Consider the following 15,752-nt stretch of genomic DNA (forward strand, 5'->3'; position numbering starts at 1 on the left):
GCTGCTTCTGCAATTCACAGACGCCATGGGCTCCAAGTTGTGAGCCATAGCACGTAATGAACGAGATTACATCAAATATTGCGAAACAACCAATGAATAACTCTGAAAGTAGTGCTTGAAATTGAGTTGATCCATCGATCGACTCAATTTTTTACTCATGAAAGCGCCAAAAAATCAAATAAAAATGTTCATCATTCCAGGGTCCTCCAGTACCGCACCCACACCGGCAAGGAACTCGCTGGCTTCCTTTCCATCAACCACGCGGTGATCGAAGGACAACGCCAAGGTTGAGGTGTGGCGCAGAGCCACCTCATCCTCGAACTCCCACGGACGGCGCTTGACCTGTCCGAGAGCAAGAATTCCGGATTGCCCCGGAGGCAGGATCGGAGTGCCGGCGTCGACGCCGAAGACACCCACATTGGTAATCGAGAAGGTGCCTCCGCTCAGCTGGGCTGGGGCTAGCTTTCCGGCTCTGCCCAGGTCGATGAGCTGCGTCAGCTGCTCGGCCAATTCGCGCAAGGACTTGGCCTGGGCGTCCTTGACCACCGGGACCAGAAGTCCACGCTCGCTGGCAACTGCCATGCCCAGATGCACCGAGCCGAACTCGATGATTTCGCCATTTGCAGCATCCCACCGGGAATTGAGCGCGCGGTAGGTGCCCAGTAAACGTGTGGCGATCAGGGAGGTCAGGGTCGTGATGTTGAGCTTCACGTCTTTGAGCAATGGATGCTTGCGCAGTTTTTCGACAAGCTTCATGGATTCGGTCAGATCCACCGTCAAGAATTCGGTGGCATGCGGCGCGGTGAAAGCGGAATCGACCATCGCCTTCGCGGTTGCACGGCGCACCGCACTGATCTTCACGTGGCGGTCTGCTGAGGCCGCGCCAACCGAGGCGGCCGCTGGCTTTGCTGTTTTGTCCGGTACCTCGATCAGCGCTTCGACGTCTGCCCGCAATACCGCGCCGTCCGCACCGCTTCCGCGCACCGTTGAAAGCTCGATCCCGTGGTCCCGCGCGAGCTTGCGCACCGGCGGGGTGCTGCGGGTGGCCGTCCGGCGAGCGCCGGCGGCGGACGCCTCTGAGCTTTGCGCCGGTATCGGGCTGGCGGAAGAACCAGCCGCAGGAACGACGGCAGGCGAATTGGACGCTGCGCCTGTGCGAGCGCGCCGGGCCGGACGGTTTGCGCTCGCCGCCGGAGCACCGTAGCCAACCAGGGTCGGGGTGCGTCCGGCCTCCGCGGAGGCGCCGTCATCACCGGACGGGGTATCGGCATCCGGCGCCGCGGCTTCGTCGCCAAAGGTCACCAGCGGCCCGCCGACCGGTACCACTTCACCGGCGGAGGCATGCAGTTTCTGCACGATTCCGGCATATGGCGAGGGCAGCTCAACGACCGCCTTCGCGGTTTCCACCTCGGCGATGATCTGGTTCAGCGTGACATGTTCGCCTACCTGGATTTTCCAGTTCAAGACCTCTGACTCGGTCAGCCCTTCACCGAGGTCGGGAAGCTTGAAAGTATTCGGAGCCATCACTTGGCACCTCCAGTGTGCGTCTCGTTGCGGCGCATGACCGTATCCACGGCATGCATCACCTTGTCCAGATCCGGCAGGTGATGGGACTCAAGCCTCGAAGGCGGGTAGGGAATATCAAAACCGGTCACCCTGATCGGCGCGTGCTCCAGATAGTCGAAGCAGGTTTCGGTAATCTGCGCGCAAATCTCCGCGCCGATGCCCGAGGTGCGGCTTGCCTCATGGACCACTACGAGCTTGCCGGTGCGTTTGACCGATTCCGCCACGGTGTCCAGATCCAGCGGATCCAGGCAGCGCAGGTCGATGATCTCCAGGCTGATGCCCTCATCCTCGGCCGCCAGCACCGCATCCTTCAGCGTGTAGACGGTGGGGCCGTAGCCGACCACCGTGACATCCTCGCCAACGTTGAGCACCTTGGCCTTGGGCGAGCCGGTCTTCTCCGGGGCGCGCAGCTCGACTTCCGCCTTTTCGTGATAGCGGCGCTTGGGTTCAAAGAAGATCACCGGGTCATCGCAGTCAATCGCCTGGCGCAGCATCACGTAGGCATCTTCCACGCTGGAAGGGGCGAAGACCCGCAGCCCCGCGGTATGCGAGAAGTACGCCTCCGGTGATTCCGAGTGGTGTTCGGGTGAACCGATGCCGCCGCCGTAGGGTATGCGCACGGTGACCGGCATCTTCACCCGCCCGCGCGAGCGGAAGTGGAGTTTCGCCAGCTGGGAGACCAGCTGGTCGAAGGCCGGGTAGGTGAAGCCGTCGAACTGGATCTCCACCACCGGGCGGTACCCGCGGTAGGCCAAGCCAATGGCGCTGCCGACAATTCCGGATTCGGCCAGCGGGGTGTCAACCACTCGATGCTCGCCGAATTCCGCCTTCAGCCCGTCGGTGATGCGGAAGACGCCGCCCAGGGTGCCGATGTCCTCACCGAGCAGCACCACCTTTTCATCTTCGGTCAGCGCATCGCGCAAGGACTGGTTCAGCGCCTTCATCATTGAGGTGCTCATGCTTCACCGTCCTGGAAATCTGCGAGGTACCGCAGGTAGTTTTCCTTTTCCCTGCGATTGGGTCCATGGTCCTCGGAGTACACGTTCTCGAAGAGCTCGCTGGGTTCGGGATCCGGCATATTGGTTATGGCTTCGCGCAGTTCGGAAGCGAGTTTGTCCGCGGCGTTCTGCGCACGCTGCTGATAGGACTGCACGTCCGCGCCGAGCACCGCCAGGTGGTTGACCAAGCGATCGATCGGATCCTTGGCCTCCCACTCTTCGAGCTGCGCGTTCTTGCGATAGCGCGTGGGATCATCTGCGGTGGTGTGGGATCCCATGCGGTAGGTGACCGCTTCGATAAAGGTCGGGCCCAGCCCGTGGCGAGCGTGCGCCAAGGCAGCCTTGGTCGCCGCATAGACCGCGAGCACGTCATTGCCGTCTACCCGCCAGGTCTTCACGCCGAATCCGCTGGCGCGGTCGGCGATCTGGGTGCGGCTTTGCAGCGCTACCGGCTCCGAGATGGCCCATTGGTTGTTCTGGCAGAAGAACAACACCGGGGCCTGGTAGCTTGCGGCGAAGACCAGCGCTTCGTTCACATCTCCCTGGCTGGTGGCTCCGTCCCCAAAGTAGGCCACGGCCACCTGTTCTCCGCCATCGAACTTGATGCCCATGCCATAGCCGGCGGCATGCAGTGCCTGGGAGCCAATCACAATTTGCTGGCAAGCAATATTTACCTCGTGCGGATCCCAGCCGCTGGCGGTGGCGCCGCGCCAGACGCTGAGCAGGTCTTCGGCCTTGACTCCCCTGGCCCAGGCAACTCCGTGCTCGCGGTAGGAGGGGAAAATGAAGTCGTCGTCCCGGGTGGCACGCACCGAGCCGATTTGCGCGGCTTCCTGGCCGAGCAATGGCGCCCACAGGCCCAATTGGCCTTGGCGCTGCAAGGCGGTGGCCTCGTTGTCCAGGCGACGCAGAACAACCATGTCGCGCAGGAAGTCGGCCAGGTCTTGTTCGGTAAGCCCGGTGAGGTGATGGTCTAGTTCTTCGCCCGGAGTTCTTTCTCCGGAGACGTTGAGCAGCTGGTGCGTAGGTAGGCAACCTGCGGCTACGTCGATGTGCTTGGTGGACACGATCGGCATCCTTACTCTCGCGTAGTCAGTGGTGGACGGCTAGTTCAGCATTACCACCTACCTGTGATGCTACTCACATAGCGCATGTTGCACAATGGCAAGAAAAGATTTAAAGCAAAACGCACTATCTTGACCCTCGCCCGAGTGCTAATGTGCGCATTATGCAGCCTTTAGATGCCACCGATCGACGTATCCTCCTATCGCTGTCCAGCAGCGCTCGCCGGACCGCTTCGGCGCTGGCAAATGCGCTGGGCCTAGGCCGGAATACCGTGCAGTCCAGGCTCAACCGGCTGGAGACCGAGGTGCTCTCCACCGTGGATCGGCGCATCCCGCCAACCGCCTTGGGTTTCGGCCTGCTGTCCTTTATCGAACTGCATGTGGACCAGCGCCACCTAGAGGACATTGCCAAAAAGCTGGAAGAGATTCCGGAGGTACTCGAAGCTCACGGTCTGACCGGCTCGGCAGATATTCTGGTGCGCGCCGCTGCGGCAAATGCCGAGGAGCTCTTCCGCGTCCATGGGCTGCTGCTGAATATCGAGGGGGTCAATCGGGCGGATTCTGCGCTGTCCATGGCGGAGCTCATCCCCTACCGCACCGCAAAACTCATTGAGCTTTCGCTAGCCAATGACAACGGAAACAGGCGGGGGTAGCCCGCGGTCATATATGCCGCGAATCAACCCGTGGCGGTGGAATGCAGATACCGCGGCTTTGCCCGGGCGCCGCGCTGGCTAGCCCAGCTGATCCACGGCTTCGCAGGGGTTGGCCCCGGGCTGTGCGTTGTGGATCGTTGCCGACAGGGTGGAGATGAGCCCGGCCAGCTGCGTGCTTTGCGCGTCGCTCAAGCCGGCGAGCAACTCCTGTTCAGCCGCATTAACTTTCAGCTCAAGCTCTTCGAGCAGCCTTGCACCCTGCGCGGTCGCAATGATCTTGCGCGCGCGACGGTCGCTGGGCGCGGCAACGCGCTCCACCAGATTCGCTTCAACCAGCTCGTCGATCAGGTAAGTCAGCACCGTGCGGTCGATCCCCAGGTGGGAGCCGAGCGCCTGCTGGTTCGCAGGATCGCGATGCACCACGGTCGAAAGCAACTGATATCCGCGCACCTGCCCCGGCACTGGCGCGACGCTCTGCGCCATCGCGAGCTGATGTCCGCGCAGAATCATCCCCAGGTGCCACCCGAGGTCCCCTGGAAGAAAACCGGGAAGTGGCTGGCGGGCGCCGGGAGGTGTGCTGCGTGAGGTGCTCATGATCACCATCATATCCGAAGCAATGGGGTTGCCAAGATGTTCTGTCGCAAATATAGTCTGTAAAACATCATAAATCGTTGAAGGGTGGCTTTGGTGAACACAATCGAAGGGGCGTCCCTGGCCCCGCAGGCAACGATCGGCATTCTCGGAGCCGGTCGCGTGGGTACCGCCATTGCCCGCTTGGCCCTCGCGGCCGGGTACCGGGTTAAACTCGCTACCTCAAAACCTGCCGAAGAGAACTCGCTGATCATCGAGATCGTCACCCCGGGAGCCGAAGCGGTCAGCGCCTCCGAAGCGGCCGCCGCCGACCTGGTCATCGTGGCCATCCCGTTGCACAAGTTCAAGGACCTCGACTCCCATGCGCTGTCGGGCAAGATCGTCGTGGACGCGATGAATTACTGGTCCGCCACCGACGGGGAGATCCCCGACTTCGTGAATACCGCACTGACTTCCAGCGAAGTCGTGGCGGCGTTCCTCTCGGCCTCCCATGTGCTGAAATCCTTCAACCACATCGGCTACCACGAGATGGAGCCCGACGCGCTTCCCGCGGCAACCGGCGAACGCCGGGCGCTGGCGATCGCCGGCGATAATTGCGCGGCCAAAACGGTGCTGCGCAGGTTTATCGAACGGATCGGATTCGACGCGGTGGATGCAGGCGGCTTGGAGGCCGGGAGGCTCTTCGAACCGGGAAGCGAGATCTTCAACGGAAGGTTCAACGCCACCGAGCTCAACGAGCTGCTGCACACCGTTCGCATCCCCACCTAGCCCGGCAACCGACTCACGCAAAGGAACCTGCCCCATGGAAATCGGCGCCTACAGCTTCGGCGACACCCAGCGAAACCCCGACGGTTCGCTGGGTTCCACCGCCCAAGCGATCAGCAACCTCTTCGAAGCCGTCAAGCATGCCGATGCCAGCGGCCTTGACTACTTCGGGATCGGCGAGCACCACACCACCACCATGCCGGCTTCCTCCCCCGGCGCGTTGATCAGCGCGGCGGCCGCCGCCACAAAGCAGATCACGCTGGGCAGCGCGGCAAGCATTATCAGCACCGATGATCCGGTGCGGATATATCAGCAATTTGCCACGGCCGATATCATCTCCGGTGGCGGTCGGGTGGAGCTCACCGCCGGCCGCGGCTCCTCGGTCGAGACCTTCCCGCTCTTCGGCTTTGATCTCCAGGACTATGACGAGCTCTATGAGCAGAAGCTGAATCTGCTGATGAACATCAACGACTCCGCATCCGAAAACATCACCTGGTCCGGAACCACGCGCCCGGCCCTGGCGAATCTGGCGGTGGTGCCCCGCCCGGCGCAGGGCAAACTGCCGATCTGGCTCGCCACCGGAGGAAACGCGGCCTCGTCGGCCCGTGCCGGACGGCTCGGCTTGCCGGTCTCCTACGGGATCATCGGCGGCGCCCCGCATCGTTTCGCACCGCTGGCGGAGCTCTACCGCACATCCGGGGCGGCCGCCGGACACGCCTTGCAGAGCCTGAAGGTTTCGGTAGCGGCGCTGGGGCTTGTCGCCCCCTCCGCGAAGGAAGCGGAGGAACGCTTCTACCCGGGCTGGTACAACCTGAATATCGAAATGGGCCGCCTGCGCGGCTGGCCGAAGCCGGACAAGCGGGCCTTCGACGCCCAGGTGGCCGCCCCCGGCGCCTACTACGTCGGCTCCCCCGACGAGGTCGCCGAACGCATCGTCCACCTGCACGGATACCTGGGGCACATGCGCCACTTCCTGCAAAGCGACATCGGCGGGCTGCCCCAGGAACACTTGCTGGAGTCAATTTCGTTGCTTGCAACCGAGGTCAAGCCGCGGGTGGAACGGCTTCTCACGCAGAAGTAGCCCCCGGGCCAAGGCCAGCCGTTAAACGGGCGGTGCCCGGGATCAGCCATTGCTGGCCGATCCCGGGCACCGCCCTGATTCGTTATCCGTTGCTGAGCCTCGGGCTAGTGATCGACCGCCTTTTCGGCGCCGACGCCGGTCAGCGAGCGAACTTCCATCTCTGCCTGCTTGGTAATGTCTTCAACGCCCGGATCGGTGATCGAACCGAGCCAGCCCAAGAGGAAGGCCAACGGGATCGAGACAATGCCGGGGTTGGCCAGTGGGAAGATGGCCATATCGATGCTTGGGATCATCGAGGTCTCCGAACCGGAGAAGACCGGGGAGAAGATGATCAGCAGCAGTGCCGAGGACAGGCCACCGTACATGGACCATACCGCACCGCGGGTCTTGAAACCCTTCCAGAACAGCGAGTACAGGATGGTTGGCAGGTTAGCCGAAGCGGCGACCGCGAAGGCCAGCGCCACCAGGAAGGCAACGTTCTGCCCCTGGGCGCCGATACCGCCGGCGATGGCGAAGATACCGATGATCACTACCGTGCGGCGGGCAACCTTCATCTCCTTTTCCGGAGTCGTCTTGTCCTTGGCGATCACCGAGGCATAGACGTCGTGGGCGAAGGAGGCGGCGGCGGTAATCGTCAGGCCGGCGACCACCGCGAGGATGGTTGCGAAGGCGACCGCCGAGATCAGACCCAGCAGCAGCGTGCCACCTAATTCGTAGGCGAGCAGCGGAGCGGCAGAGTTCACGCCACCCGGAGCGGCCTTGATTCGATCCGGACCGATCAGTGCGCCCGCGCCGAAGCCGAGAACCAGGGTGAACAAGTAGAAGGCGCCGATCAGCCAGATCGCCCAGACAACCGACCTGCGCGCTTCCTTGGCAGTTGGCACGGTGTAGAAACGCATCAGCACGTGCGGCAGGCCCGCGGTGCCAAGGACCAGGGCCAAGGCCAGCGAGATGAAGTCAAGCTTCGAGGTTCCGCTCATGCCGTACTTCAGGCCCGGGTTGAGCAGCTCCGGATTGCCGGCGACCTCGGCGGCCTTGCCCAGCAGCTCGGAGAAGTTGAACCCGAACAACGCCAGCGTCCACACGGTCATGATCAGTGCGCCGGCGATCAGCAGGCAAGCCTTGATGATCTGCACCCAGGTGGTGCCCTTCATGCCGCCGATCAGTACGTACATGATCATCAGCGCGCCGACGACGATGATGACCAGCGATTGCCCCAACTTGCCATCAATGCCCAGCAGCAGGGAGACCAGCGCACCGGCTCCGGCCATCTGCGCCAGCAAGTAGAAGACGCACACCGCGAGGGTGGAGACCGCCGCGGCGATACGCACCGGGCGCTGCTTCAAGCGGAAGGAGAGCACATCTGCCATGGTGAACTTGCCGGTGTTGCGCAGCAGTTCGGCCACCAGCAGCAGGGCCACCAACCAGGCGACGAGGAAACCGATGGAATACAGGAATCCGTCGTAGCCGTTGATCGCGATGGCACCGACAATGCCCAGGAACGACGCTGCGGAAAGGTAGTCGCCGGCAATGGCCGTACCGTTTTGCGTTCCGGTGAAGGAACGGCCACCGGCGTAGTAGTCCGCGGCGGTTTTATTGTTCTTGCTTGCCTTGAGCACGATCACCAAGGTGATGCCCACAAATGCGGCGAAGATTGCGATATTCACCAGCGGGTTGCCGACCTGAGTCGATTCGGCCCCCTGGGCCAGGATCAGCGAAGAATTCATTAGTTCACGCCCTCTTTTTCCAGACGCTCACGAATCTTCGAAGCCTTGGGATCAAGTTTATTGTTGGAGAACTGCACGTACAGTGCGGTGATGACGAAGGTCGAGACAAACTGCAACAGGCCAAGCAGGATACCCATATTGATGTTGCCGAAAACCTTGATGGACATAAAGTCATGGAAGTAGTCCGCCAACAAGACGTAGGCGAAGTACCAAACGAGGAAAAAGATTGCCATGGGGAAAACGAAGCTGCGGTGGGTCTTGCGCAGTTCCTGGAATTCTTCCGAATCCCTTTCCGCCACAAAATCAATGTCATCGGTGACATCGGGTTGCGATTCAGCACTCATTGGTGCCCTCCTTGAACGAGTTAAACAGGGTAGTGATGACGCACACATGTGCATTGTGACTAAGTTCACTATTGGTCATTTGCCCGTCCCCCACTAGGGGTTCGGCCACGCCAATGGATTAGCGGATAAATTCCTGCGCTCAACGGCACGCTGCGTGACGACGAACGGTCAACGACGGCGGCGGGCTTTAGGATTGAAATATGTCACCAGCGCTGCAGATCACCCTCATCGTCACCATCGTGGTCGTGGGCATCGCCATCGTTGGCTACCTGGGATTCAAGATCTCCCGTTCCACCAACGAACTGGGGACCTACGCGGAGGAAGCCACCTTCCAGGCCCTGCACCATATGTCCATTGCGGTCCCCCACCTCGGACGCGGGCTCACCGAAGAGGGTGCGGCCAAAAGCGCCAAGGCGCTGCGCAAGCTGCTGGGCTGCTCCGCCTTCCTGATCAGCGACACCAGGGCGATCCTCGCCACCGACGCGGCCATCGAGTTCACCGCCGATCTCGAAGCACACGCCCAGTCCGTCAGCTCCTCGGTGATCGGCAGCCAGAAAACACAGGTCCACCGCACCTCCGGGCTGGATCTGGTGGCGGCCCCGATCATGGTGGGCGGGCAGGCGGTGGGCACCGTCACCGCCCTGGCCGAACGCGCCGGGGCGAGCTTCGTGCGAGCCGTCAGCGAGGTCGCGGTCTTCGTCTCCGCACAGGTCACCACCGCCGAACTCGACGAGTCCAAGGCGCAGCTGCTCGAGGCGCAGATGCGTGCGCTGCGCGCGCAGATCTCCCCGCATTTCATCTACAACTCGCTGAACGCGATCGCCTCCTTCATCAACACCGATCCGGCGCGTGCCCGCGAACTGGTCATCGAGTTCGCGGACTTCACCCGGTACTCCTTCCGCCGTCGTGGTGAGTTCACCACCTTGGCCGAAGAGCTCGAAGCCATTGACCGCTATCTCCTCCTGGAAAAGGCCCGCTTCGGGGATCGCATTAAGGTGTCGCTGCAGATCGCCCCCGAAGTATTGCCCACCCAGATCCCGTTTCTGTGCCTCCAGCCACTGGTGGAGAACGCCGTGCACCACGGGCTGGAAGCCCGCCCGGACGGCGGAAGGATTTCGATTACCGCCACCGAGGACGGTTTGCACGCGGTGATCGCCGTGGAAGACGACGGGGCCGGCATGGACCCGGAACAGCTGGCCTCGGTATTGGCCGGAACCACCGTGAATATGCACGTCGGATTGCGCAACGTCGATTTGCGGCTGCGCCAGCTCTACGGCAACGCCAATGGGCTGCTCATCGACACCGCTCCGGGTGCCGGGACGCTGATTACCCTGAGAATCCCCAAGTTCCGTCCCCCACAAGGGCTAGAGACAGACGTATTGGCCTAACTGACGGTAGAGTTTTAGCCATGATTAATGTGGTCGTTGCCGATGATGAACTTCCAGCGGTTGAAGAAATCTCCTTCCTGCTCGGACAGGATTCGCGTATCGGAAAAATCCACCGTGCCACCTCCGGCGCCGCGGCGCTGAAGGCACTGGAAGAAAACGACGTTGATGCCCTGTTCCTGGACATCCACATGCCGGCGCTGTCCGGATTGGATATCGCCCGAGTCATCTCCCGCTTCACCCACCCGCCGCTGATCGTGTTTGTCACCGCCGACGAGGACCAGGCACTCCAGGCTTTCGAGCTGGCGGCAATCGACTACGTGCTCAAACCCATCCGCCCGCAGCGCCTGGCCGAATCGGTGCGCCGCATCTGCGAACTGGTCGATGACGAACCGGCCAAACCCGAAATGATCACCGTTGACCAAGGCGGCATCACCAAGCTCATTGCCCGCGAAGATATCGGCTATGTCCAAGCCCAAGGCGACTACGCTCGGCTGCACACCCGCGATGCCAGCTACCTGATTCGCGTGCCGCTCAATGACCTCGAACAGCAGTGGGCCGGATCCGGCTATGTGCGGATCCACCGCTCCTATCTGGTCTGCATGGACAAGATCGAGACGGTGCGGCTGCAAACGGGCAAGGCGGCGGTAGTGGTCCACGGCGCCGAGCTGCCGATCTCCCGGCGCGCCCTGCCCGACCTGCGTGAACGATTGGCCGCGAACCGGATCCGCCCATCGTGAGCCCGGAGCAAGACCGATTTGCCGAACAGCGCCCGCAACGCGTGCGCGTGCAGGCACCGCAGAACGCAAGCCTGAATATCGCCGCCGCCCGCCCCGAGCAGAGCGCCGAGACCTTCTACGTGCGCCAGCTGATCCGTTCCCAGCTTCGCTTGGCGATGGCGGTCGCTGCGGGGCTGCTCATCATGCTGGTGGGCATCTCGGCGATTTTGGCCTTCTGGCCGGTGGTCGCCCAGGTGACGCTCTTCCACATTCCCCTTCCCTGGTGGATCTTGGGCGTGGGAATCTACCCGATGATCATCGTTGCCGGGCTGTTGTTCAATCGGGCCGCAGCGCGCAACGAGCGACGCTACCGGAGCATCTCTCGATGACCGGCGTGCTTTCCATCCTGGCGCTGCTGATGGTCTGCGTGGCCACCATGCTCATCGCTTTCTACGGGCTGCGGCTCTCCCGCACGACCAGCGATTTCTACGTGGCCTCGCGCACCGTAAAACCCTGGTGGAATGCCTCGGCCATCGGCGGAGAATACCTTTCGGCGGCCTCCTTCCTCGGTGTGGCCGGGTTGATTGTGCTCAGCGGCCAGTCCGGGCTCTGGTTCCCCATCGGCTACACCGCCGGGTACCTGATGCTGCTGCTCTTTGTGGCCGCTCCGCTGCGCCGCTCCCAGGCCTACACCATCCCGGACTTCGCCCAGATCCGCTTCGAAGATTCCGTGCTCCTGCGCAAGATCACCACCTATCTGGTGGTGATCATCTGCTGGCTGTATATCGTCCCGCAGATGCATGGCGCGTCGCTGACCCTGTCCATCGCCACCGGGCTGCCCGGCTGGGTCGGACCGGTGATCGTCGCCGCGGTGGTGTGCCTGACAGTGGTCTCCGGCGGGATGCGTTCGGTCACCTTTGTGCAGGCCTTCCAATACTGGTTTAAGCTTGCGGCCCTGGTGATCCCGACCTTATTCGTGCTCTTCCAGGTCATGCCGGAATACTCGGTGCCCGAGCGGGCGGCAGCGGTCGCCGGGCAGTTGCAGTCCATCGGTGGGATGAGCCTCTACGAGACGATTTCGATCATCCTGGCCTTGCTCTTTGGCACCTTGGGCCTGCCCCACGTGCTGGTGCGCTTCTACACGAACCCCTCGGGGCAAGCCGCACGCACCACGACGGCCATTGTGCTCTGCCTGCTCTCGGTGTTCTACCTGCTCCCCACCACCCTGGGGGTGCTGGGGATCCTCTATACCCAGGATCTGAGCGCCAATAACGCCGATGCGACGATCCTGCTGCTGCCGCAACGCATCTTCGATGGGTTCCTCGCCGATCTGCTCACCGCGATCGTAGTGGGAGGAGCCTTCGCGGCGTTCTTGTCCACCACCTCCGGGCTGGCCGTCTCCCTGGCCGGAGCGTTGTCGCAAGAATTCTTCCAGGGCACCGTGCGCGGATTCAGGATCTCCACGGTGCTCGCCACCGCGCTGCCGGTGCTGATCGCCTTGCTCACGAATTCCTTGGCGTTGGCCGGCGCCATCGGCAACGTCTTCGCATTTACCGCCTCGACCATTTGCCCGCTGCTCCTGCTGGGCATCTGGTGGCGTTCGCTCACCGCCCGCGGGGCCATTGCCGGCATGTCCGTCGGGGCGGCCTGCTGCGGCTTGGCGTTGCTCGGGTCGAATATGCTGCCCGAAAGCAGCGATTCGCTGTGGGTGCTGATGCTTCGCCAGCCGGCGGCGTGGAGCGTTCCGCTGGCCTTCGTGGTGATGATCCTGGTCTCCAAGTCCACCGGGCGCAGGATCCCGGCCAATGCCGACCGGGTGATGGCGCTGCTGCATGTGCCCGAGCGCAGCTACAAGCCATCGGGTGACACGGGCGCTGACCGGCTCCGCTGATTCGGCCACGAATCGAAGCGATGCAGCCCAGGACGCTTTAAAGCACTAACCGCGGCTCTGGCAGGCCTGCTGGCCTGCCAGAGCCGCGGTTCAGCGCGTCGCAAAATTCTTAGTCGATCGAAGCCATCAGCTCGACCACGCGGTCGAGGAACGCGTCCACCTGGGACTCTTCGTAGCCTTCGGTGCCCACCGCCGAGCGGAACTCCACGCGGCGTACCGAGTCGACGGCCATCGGCACATCGCGTTCGAAGTAGTCGATCAGTTGATCGCAGAGCCGGTCGACGTCTTCTATGTTGTAGCTTGAGGCGTTGGAGCGTGAAGGCCGGCGGAAACGCTCACCCTTGGCACGGTGCAAACGCCCGCGAAGGATCGCTGCTAGCCGTCCGACCTGCTGCAACCAGACCTCTTCGCCCTGGTGGGCAATGAGGTCATCGCGCTCGCGCTTGGCGAATACGTCTTCCAGCCGATCCAGCGCGCCGTCCACTTCGCGGGCTTGGTAGCCGCCCTTTTGCGGTGCGAAGGTCGTGCGGCGGATCAGGTGGCTGGTCACCACGGCATCATCGTTCCCGCCTCCGTTGAAGGTGGCACGCGCCCGGCTGAGAAAAGCATCAACCTGCTTTACGTTGTAGCCGAATTCCTTGTCCGGGACCCGGGAGAACGGAGCATCTTGTTGCTGCGACACGACTATTCCTTAGTTCTAGACGAAAAGTCATTAGGCGTACCGCCATGATGCGGCACCCTTCAATCTTATGTGTTGTGAATTCTTTTGCTGCCATGGGCACACCGTCCGGCGCAGATCCGTCACCGGCTCTGCAGCTCACGCGTTTAGAAAACCGCGACGCTCCAGGCCAAGAGGTGCGAGATGAGATAGGCCAACGGGATGGCGAACAACAGCGAATCCAGTCTATCCATAATGCCGCCGTGCCCCGGAAGCAGGTTGCTCATGTCCTTGATGCCCAATTCACGCTTGACCATGGATTCAGCGAAGTCACCGGTGGTCGCTGCGACCGTGGTGAAGCAGGCGAGAATCACTCCGGACCACCAAGGCATATCCAGCCAGTAGTTGGCTGCCAGCGCGCCGATAGCCATGGACCCGACCATGGACCCGGCGAAGCCTTCCCATGATTTCTTGGGCGAAATCTTCGGGGCCATCGGATGCTTTCCGAATAGCACGCCCACGGCGTAGCCAAAGGTGTCGTTGCTGACCACCAACAGCAGAATCGTCGTAATCAGCAGGTTGCCGTTCTCGCCACGCATCACCAAGAGGGCGAAACTGAGCAGCAAGGGAACCCAGCTGATGATGAACACGCTGCTCATCACCGAGGCTGCCGCACCCTTGAGCCCCTCGAGGATTCGGAAGAGCAATGCCAAGATCAAGCTACCCAGATAGGCGAAACCCAACGCGTCGAGGCCACCGAGGGTAGCGCTGACCGGAAGCAATATGGCCGCCAAATACAGCGGGAATTGCTGCACCTCGGTTTTCGCATGGGTTGTCGCGCGGGCCACCTCCCAGGAACCTACCCCGGCGAGCACCACGATCAGAACCACCAGCAGGGTTGGCATCCAGAACAGTCCCAGCATCGCCAAGCCGAGCATCAAAAGGCCCACGCCGATGGCCGCCGGAAGGTTTCGCCCCGCCCGGGATTTCTTCGGTGGTCCCCCGATCAGCAATTCTGCGGGGATCTCCGCTTCTTCGGGTTCGGCTTTGCCGGTTTCGGCCAGGTCCTCGCTGTTCGCTTGCGGAGGTTTTGGCTGCGTTGCTTCCGCAGGCTTTCCCGCCGCTGGCTGCCCGTCCGAGGCCTTCGACGCCGGCGCAGGGGCAACTAGTTGCGCCTTTGCCTGCGCTTTAGCTTTCGCCTTGGCCGCATCGACTACCGGTTTGGGAGCTTGCGGAGCTTGGGCCGCACCGGCAGCTTCGGCTGGCTTCGGGGCCCCTTCGGCCTGGGCCGGCTGCGGGGAGGAACCGATGGTAGCCTCGGGGGCTTTGACGCTATCCGGGCGAGCCACCGAAACAGGTTCGGGCGTTTCGGGAGCTTCGGCGTCCCGTTTAGCCGCTCCGGGCTTTGCGGCATCGGGTGCACGTTGGGGCGCGGTCTGAGCGGCGGCCGACTGCGCGGTCGGTGCAGAAGTTTTTGGGGACGGCGAAGCGGTCTCGGCTGCCGGCTGGGCCGTAGCCGGTTTCGCCTTGTCGGCGGCCTTAGCCCCGGTTGGCTTCGCAGGCTCGGCTTGCGCCCCGGAGAGCGCTCGCTTGAGTTTCGAGGCGCGTGAGTGACCGCGCTCGGCGGCTTCGCGGCGCGCGCGGGCCTCACGCCGAGTCATGGGCTGGTCTTCGCCGGATGCCACTGAGGGCACCGCCGAAGCGTTGCCCTCAGTGCTGTCTGTCGAGCCTGGCATTAGACGTCCAGCAGCTCAGTTTCTTTTTTCTTCAGGATCTCATCGACCGAATCAACGTGCGCTTTGGTCAGCGAGTCGAGTTCTTTTTCGGCACGGCTGCCTTCGTCCTCGCCAATTTCGCCATCCTTGACGAACTTGTCGATGCTGTCCTTGGCCTTGCGACGGTGGTTGCGCAGGGCAACCTTCGCGTCCTCGCCCTTGGTGCGGGCAAGCTTGACGTATTCCTTGCGGCGTTCCTCGGTCAGCACCGGAAGCACCACGCGGATCATCTTGCCGTCGCTCGATGGGTTGGCACCGACCTCTGGGTCGCCCAAAGCCTTTTCGATGGCGCGCATGGCCGAAACATCGAAGGGGCTGATGGTGATGGTGCGTGCTTCTGGGACAGCGAAGGAGGCCAGCTGCATCAGTGGGGTTGGGGAACCGTAGTAGTCCACCATGACCTTGGAATACATGCCAGGGTGGGCGCGACCGGTACGGATCGTCGCGAAGTCCTCCTTGGCGGCTTCAATGGTGCGGTCCATCTTTTCGGCGGCATCCGCCAACGTTTCGTCAATCACCGGTACTCCTCAGTACT

The 15,752-nt window shown here is 62.5% G+C and carries 16 protein-coding genes; 7 read left to right on the forward strand and 9 right to left on the reverse strand.

The window, feature by feature from the left end:
• Positions 1–174: 174 nt before the first annotated feature.
• From ACT3TP_RS06480 to pdhA, 3 genes are read right to left on the reverse strand one after another with little or no spacing between them, the layout of a single operon-like run.
• On the reverse strand, positions 175–1,524 hold the full coding sequence (locus ACT3TP_RS06480; RefSeq protein WP_444619946.1) for a dihydrolipoamide acetyltransferase family protein: 1,350 nt from the start codon (positions 1,522–1,524) through the stop codon (positions 175–177).
• Positions 1,524–2,525 (reverse strand): alpha-ketoacid dehydrogenase subunit beta, encoded by a 1,002-nt coding sequence (locus ACT3TP_RS06485; protein ID WP_444619948.1) that lies wholly within the window; start codon positions 2,523–2,525, stop codon positions 1,524–1,526. The genes ACT3TP_RS06480 and ACT3TP_RS06485 overlap by 1 nt, the downstream gene beginning before the upstream one ends.
• The gene (gene pdhA / locus ACT3TP_RS06490) at positions 2,522–3,640 is read right to left on the reverse strand and encodes a pyruvate dehydrogenase (acetyl-transferring) E1 component subunit alpha (RefSeq protein ID WP_444619950.1); all 1,119 of its coding nucleotides are present in this window, start codon (positions 3,638–3,640) and stop codon (positions 2,522–2,524) included. The genes ACT3TP_RS06485 and pdhA overlap by 4 nt, the downstream gene beginning before the upstream one ends.
• A 152-nt stretch (positions 3,641–3,792) precedes the next feature.
• On the opposite strand from pdhA, the gene ACT3TP_RS06495 reads away from it, so the two are divergent.
• Positions 3,793–4,281 carry an Lrp/AsnC family transcriptional regulator gene (locus ACT3TP_RS06495; protein ID WP_444619952.1) on the forward strand — a complete coding sequence of 163 codons (489 nt, stop codon included), beginning with the start codon at positions 3,793–3,795 and terminating at the stop codon, positions 4,279–4,281.
• 78 nt (positions 4,282–4,359) lie between these two features.
• On the opposite strand, the gene ACT3TP_RS06500 is transcribed toward ACT3TP_RS06495, so the two are convergent.
• Positions 4,360–4,875, reverse strand: coding sequence for a MarR family winged helix-turn-helix transcriptional regulator (locus tag ACT3TP_RS06500; protein WP_444619954.1), 516 nt, complete (start codon positions 4,873–4,875; stop codon positions 4,360–4,362).
• Positions 4,876–4,968: 93 nt separating this feature from the next.
• Between ACT3TP_RS06500 and ACT3TP_RS06505 the strand changes: the two genes are divergently transcribed.
• Both ACT3TP_RS06505 and ACT3TP_RS06510 read left to right on the forward strand, forming a co-directional pair.
• On the forward strand, positions 4,969–5,640 hold the full coding sequence (locus ACT3TP_RS06505) for an NADPH-dependent F420 reductase (protein WP_444619956.1): 672 nt from the start codon (positions 4,969–4,971) through the stop codon (positions 5,638–5,640).
• 34 nt (positions 5,641–5,674) lie between these two features.
• Positions 5,675–6,718 (forward strand): LLM class flavin-dependent oxidoreductase, encoded by a 1,044-nt coding sequence (locus ACT3TP_RS06510; protein ID WP_444619958.1) that lies wholly within the window; start codon positions 5,675–5,677, stop codon positions 6,716–6,718.
• A gap of 104 nt (positions 6,719–6,822) precedes the next feature.
• Here ACT3TP_RS06510 and ACT3TP_RS06515 read toward each other — a convergent pair whose 3' ends face one another.
• A complete protein-coding gene (locus tag ACT3TP_RS06515; RefSeq protein ID WP_096287344.1) occupies positions 6,823–8,445 on the reverse strand; it encodes a solute symporter family protein in 1,623 nt (540 codons plus the stop codon).
• On the reverse strand, positions 8,445–8,789 hold the full coding sequence (locus ACT3TP_RS06520; protein ID WP_096287346.1) for a DUF485 domain-containing protein: 345 nt from the start codon (positions 8,787–8,789) through the stop codon (positions 8,445–8,447). Before ACT3TP_RS06520 ends, ACT3TP_RS06515 begins: the two co-directional genes overlap by 1 nt.
• A 200-nt stretch (positions 8,790–8,989) precedes the next feature.
• Between ACT3TP_RS06520 and ACT3TP_RS06525 the strand changes: the two genes are divergently transcribed.
• From ACT3TP_RS06525 to ACT3TP_RS06540, 4 genes are read left to right on the forward strand one after another with little or no spacing between them, the layout of a single operon-like run.
• Positions 8,990–10,177, forward strand: coding sequence for a sensor histidine kinase (locus ACT3TP_RS06525; RefSeq protein WP_444619960.1), 1,188 nt, complete (start codon positions 8,990–8,992; stop codon positions 10,175–10,177).
• Positions 10,178–10,197: 20 nt separating this feature from the next.
• Positions 10,198–10,914, forward strand: a complete 717-nt coding sequence (locus ACT3TP_RS06530; protein ID WP_096287350.1) for a LytR/AlgR family response regulator transcription factor — start codon at positions 10,198–10,200, stop codon at positions 10,912–10,914.
• Positions 10,911–11,282, forward strand: a complete 372-nt coding sequence (locus tag ACT3TP_RS06535) for a hypothetical protein (protein ID WP_258133595.1) — start codon at positions 10,911–10,913, stop codon at positions 11,280–11,282. Before ACT3TP_RS06530 ends, ACT3TP_RS06535 begins: the two co-directional genes overlap by 4 nt.
• Positions 11,279–12,784: a sodium/solute symporter gene (locus tag ACT3TP_RS06540; protein ID WP_444619963.1), complete on the forward strand. Its 1,506-nt coding sequence runs from the start codon at positions 11,279–11,281 to the stop codon at positions 12,782–12,784. The genes ACT3TP_RS06535 and ACT3TP_RS06540 overlap by 4 nt, the downstream gene beginning before the upstream one ends.
• A 109-nt stretch (positions 12,785–12,893) precedes the next feature.
• Here the strand turns inward: ACT3TP_RS06540 and ACT3TP_RS06545 are convergent, their stop codons facing one another.
• The 3 genes from ACT3TP_RS06545 to frr all read right to left on the reverse strand — a co-directional run bounded on the left by ACT3TP_RS06545 (position 12,894) and on the right by frr (position 15,735).
• Positions 12,894–13,466 (reverse strand): DivIVA domain-containing protein, encoded by a 573-nt coding sequence (locus ACT3TP_RS06545; RefSeq protein ID WP_374954794.1) that lies wholly within the window; start codon positions 13,464–13,466, stop codon positions 12,894–12,896.
• A gap of 143 nt (positions 13,467–13,609) precedes the next feature.
• The gene (locus tag ACT3TP_RS06550; RefSeq protein ID WP_444619965.1) at positions 13,610–15,178 is read right to left on the reverse strand and encodes a phosphatidate cytidylyltransferase; all 1,569 of its coding nucleotides are present in this window, start codon (positions 15,176–15,178) and stop codon (positions 13,610–13,612) included.
• Positions 15,178–15,735 (reverse strand): ribosome recycling factor, encoded by a 558-nt coding sequence (gene frr / locus ACT3TP_RS06555; protein WP_096287358.1) that lies wholly within the window; start codon positions 15,733–15,735, stop codon positions 15,178–15,180. The genes ACT3TP_RS06550 and frr overlap by 1 nt, the downstream gene beginning before the upstream one ends.
• Positions 15,736–15,752 lie beyond the last annotated feature (17 nt).

This window comes from Glutamicibacter sp. AOP38-B1-38 (assembly GCF_052377485.1).
Lineage (GTDB): Bacteria > Actinomycetota > Actinomycetes > Actinomycetales > Micrococcaceae > Glutamicibacter.

Excerpts from the sequence above, each read along its gene's own strand:
- ACT3TP_RS06480 (WP_444619946.1), bottom strand. The coding sequence starts at position 1,524 with ATGGCTCCGAATACTTTCAAGCTTCCCGACCTCGGTGAAGGGCTGACC.
- ACT3TP_RS06485 (WP_444619948.1), bottom strand. The coding sequence starts at position 2,525 with ATGAGCACCTCAATGATGAAGGCGCTGAACCAGTCCTTGCGCGATGCG.
- pdhA (WP_444619950.1), bottom strand. The coding sequence starts at position 3,640 with ATGCCGATCGTGTCCACCAAGCACATCGACGTAGCCGCAGGTTGCCTA.
- ACT3TP_RS06495 (WP_444619952.1), top strand. The coding sequence starts at position 3,793 with ATGCAGCCTTTAGATGCCACCGATCGACGTATCCTCCTATCGCTGTCC.
- ACT3TP_RS06500 (WP_444619954.1), bottom strand. The coding sequence starts at position 4,875 with ATGAGCACCTCACGCAGCACACCTCCCGGCGCCCGCCAGCCACTTCCC.
- ACT3TP_RS06510 (WP_444619958.1), top strand. The coding sequence starts at position 5,675 with ATGGAAATCGGCGCCTACAGCTTCGGCGACACCCAGCGAAACCCCGAC.
- ACT3TP_RS06515 (WP_096287344.1), bottom strand. The coding sequence starts at position 8,445 with ATGAATTCTTCGCTGATCCTGGCCCAGGGGGCCGAATCGACTCAGGTC.
- ACT3TP_RS06520 (WP_096287346.1), bottom strand. The coding sequence starts at position 8,789 with ATGAGTGCTGAATCGCAACCCGATGTCACCGATGACATTGATTTTGTG.
- ACT3TP_RS06525 (WP_444619960.1), top strand. The coding sequence starts at position 8,990 with ATGTCACCAGCGCTGCAGATCACCCTCATCGTCACCATCGTGGTCGTG.
- ACT3TP_RS06530 (WP_096287350.1), top strand. The coding sequence starts at position 10,198 with ATGATTAATGTGGTCGTTGCCGATGATGAACTTCCAGCGGTTGAAGAA.
- ACT3TP_RS06540 (WP_444619963.1), top strand. The coding sequence starts at position 11,279 with ATGACCGGCGTGCTTTCCATCCTGGCGCTGCTGATGGTCTGCGTGGCC.
- ACT3TP_RS06550 (WP_444619965.1), bottom strand. The coding sequence starts at position 15,178 with ATGCCAGGCTCGACAGACAGCACTGAGGGCAACGCTTCGGCGGTGCCC.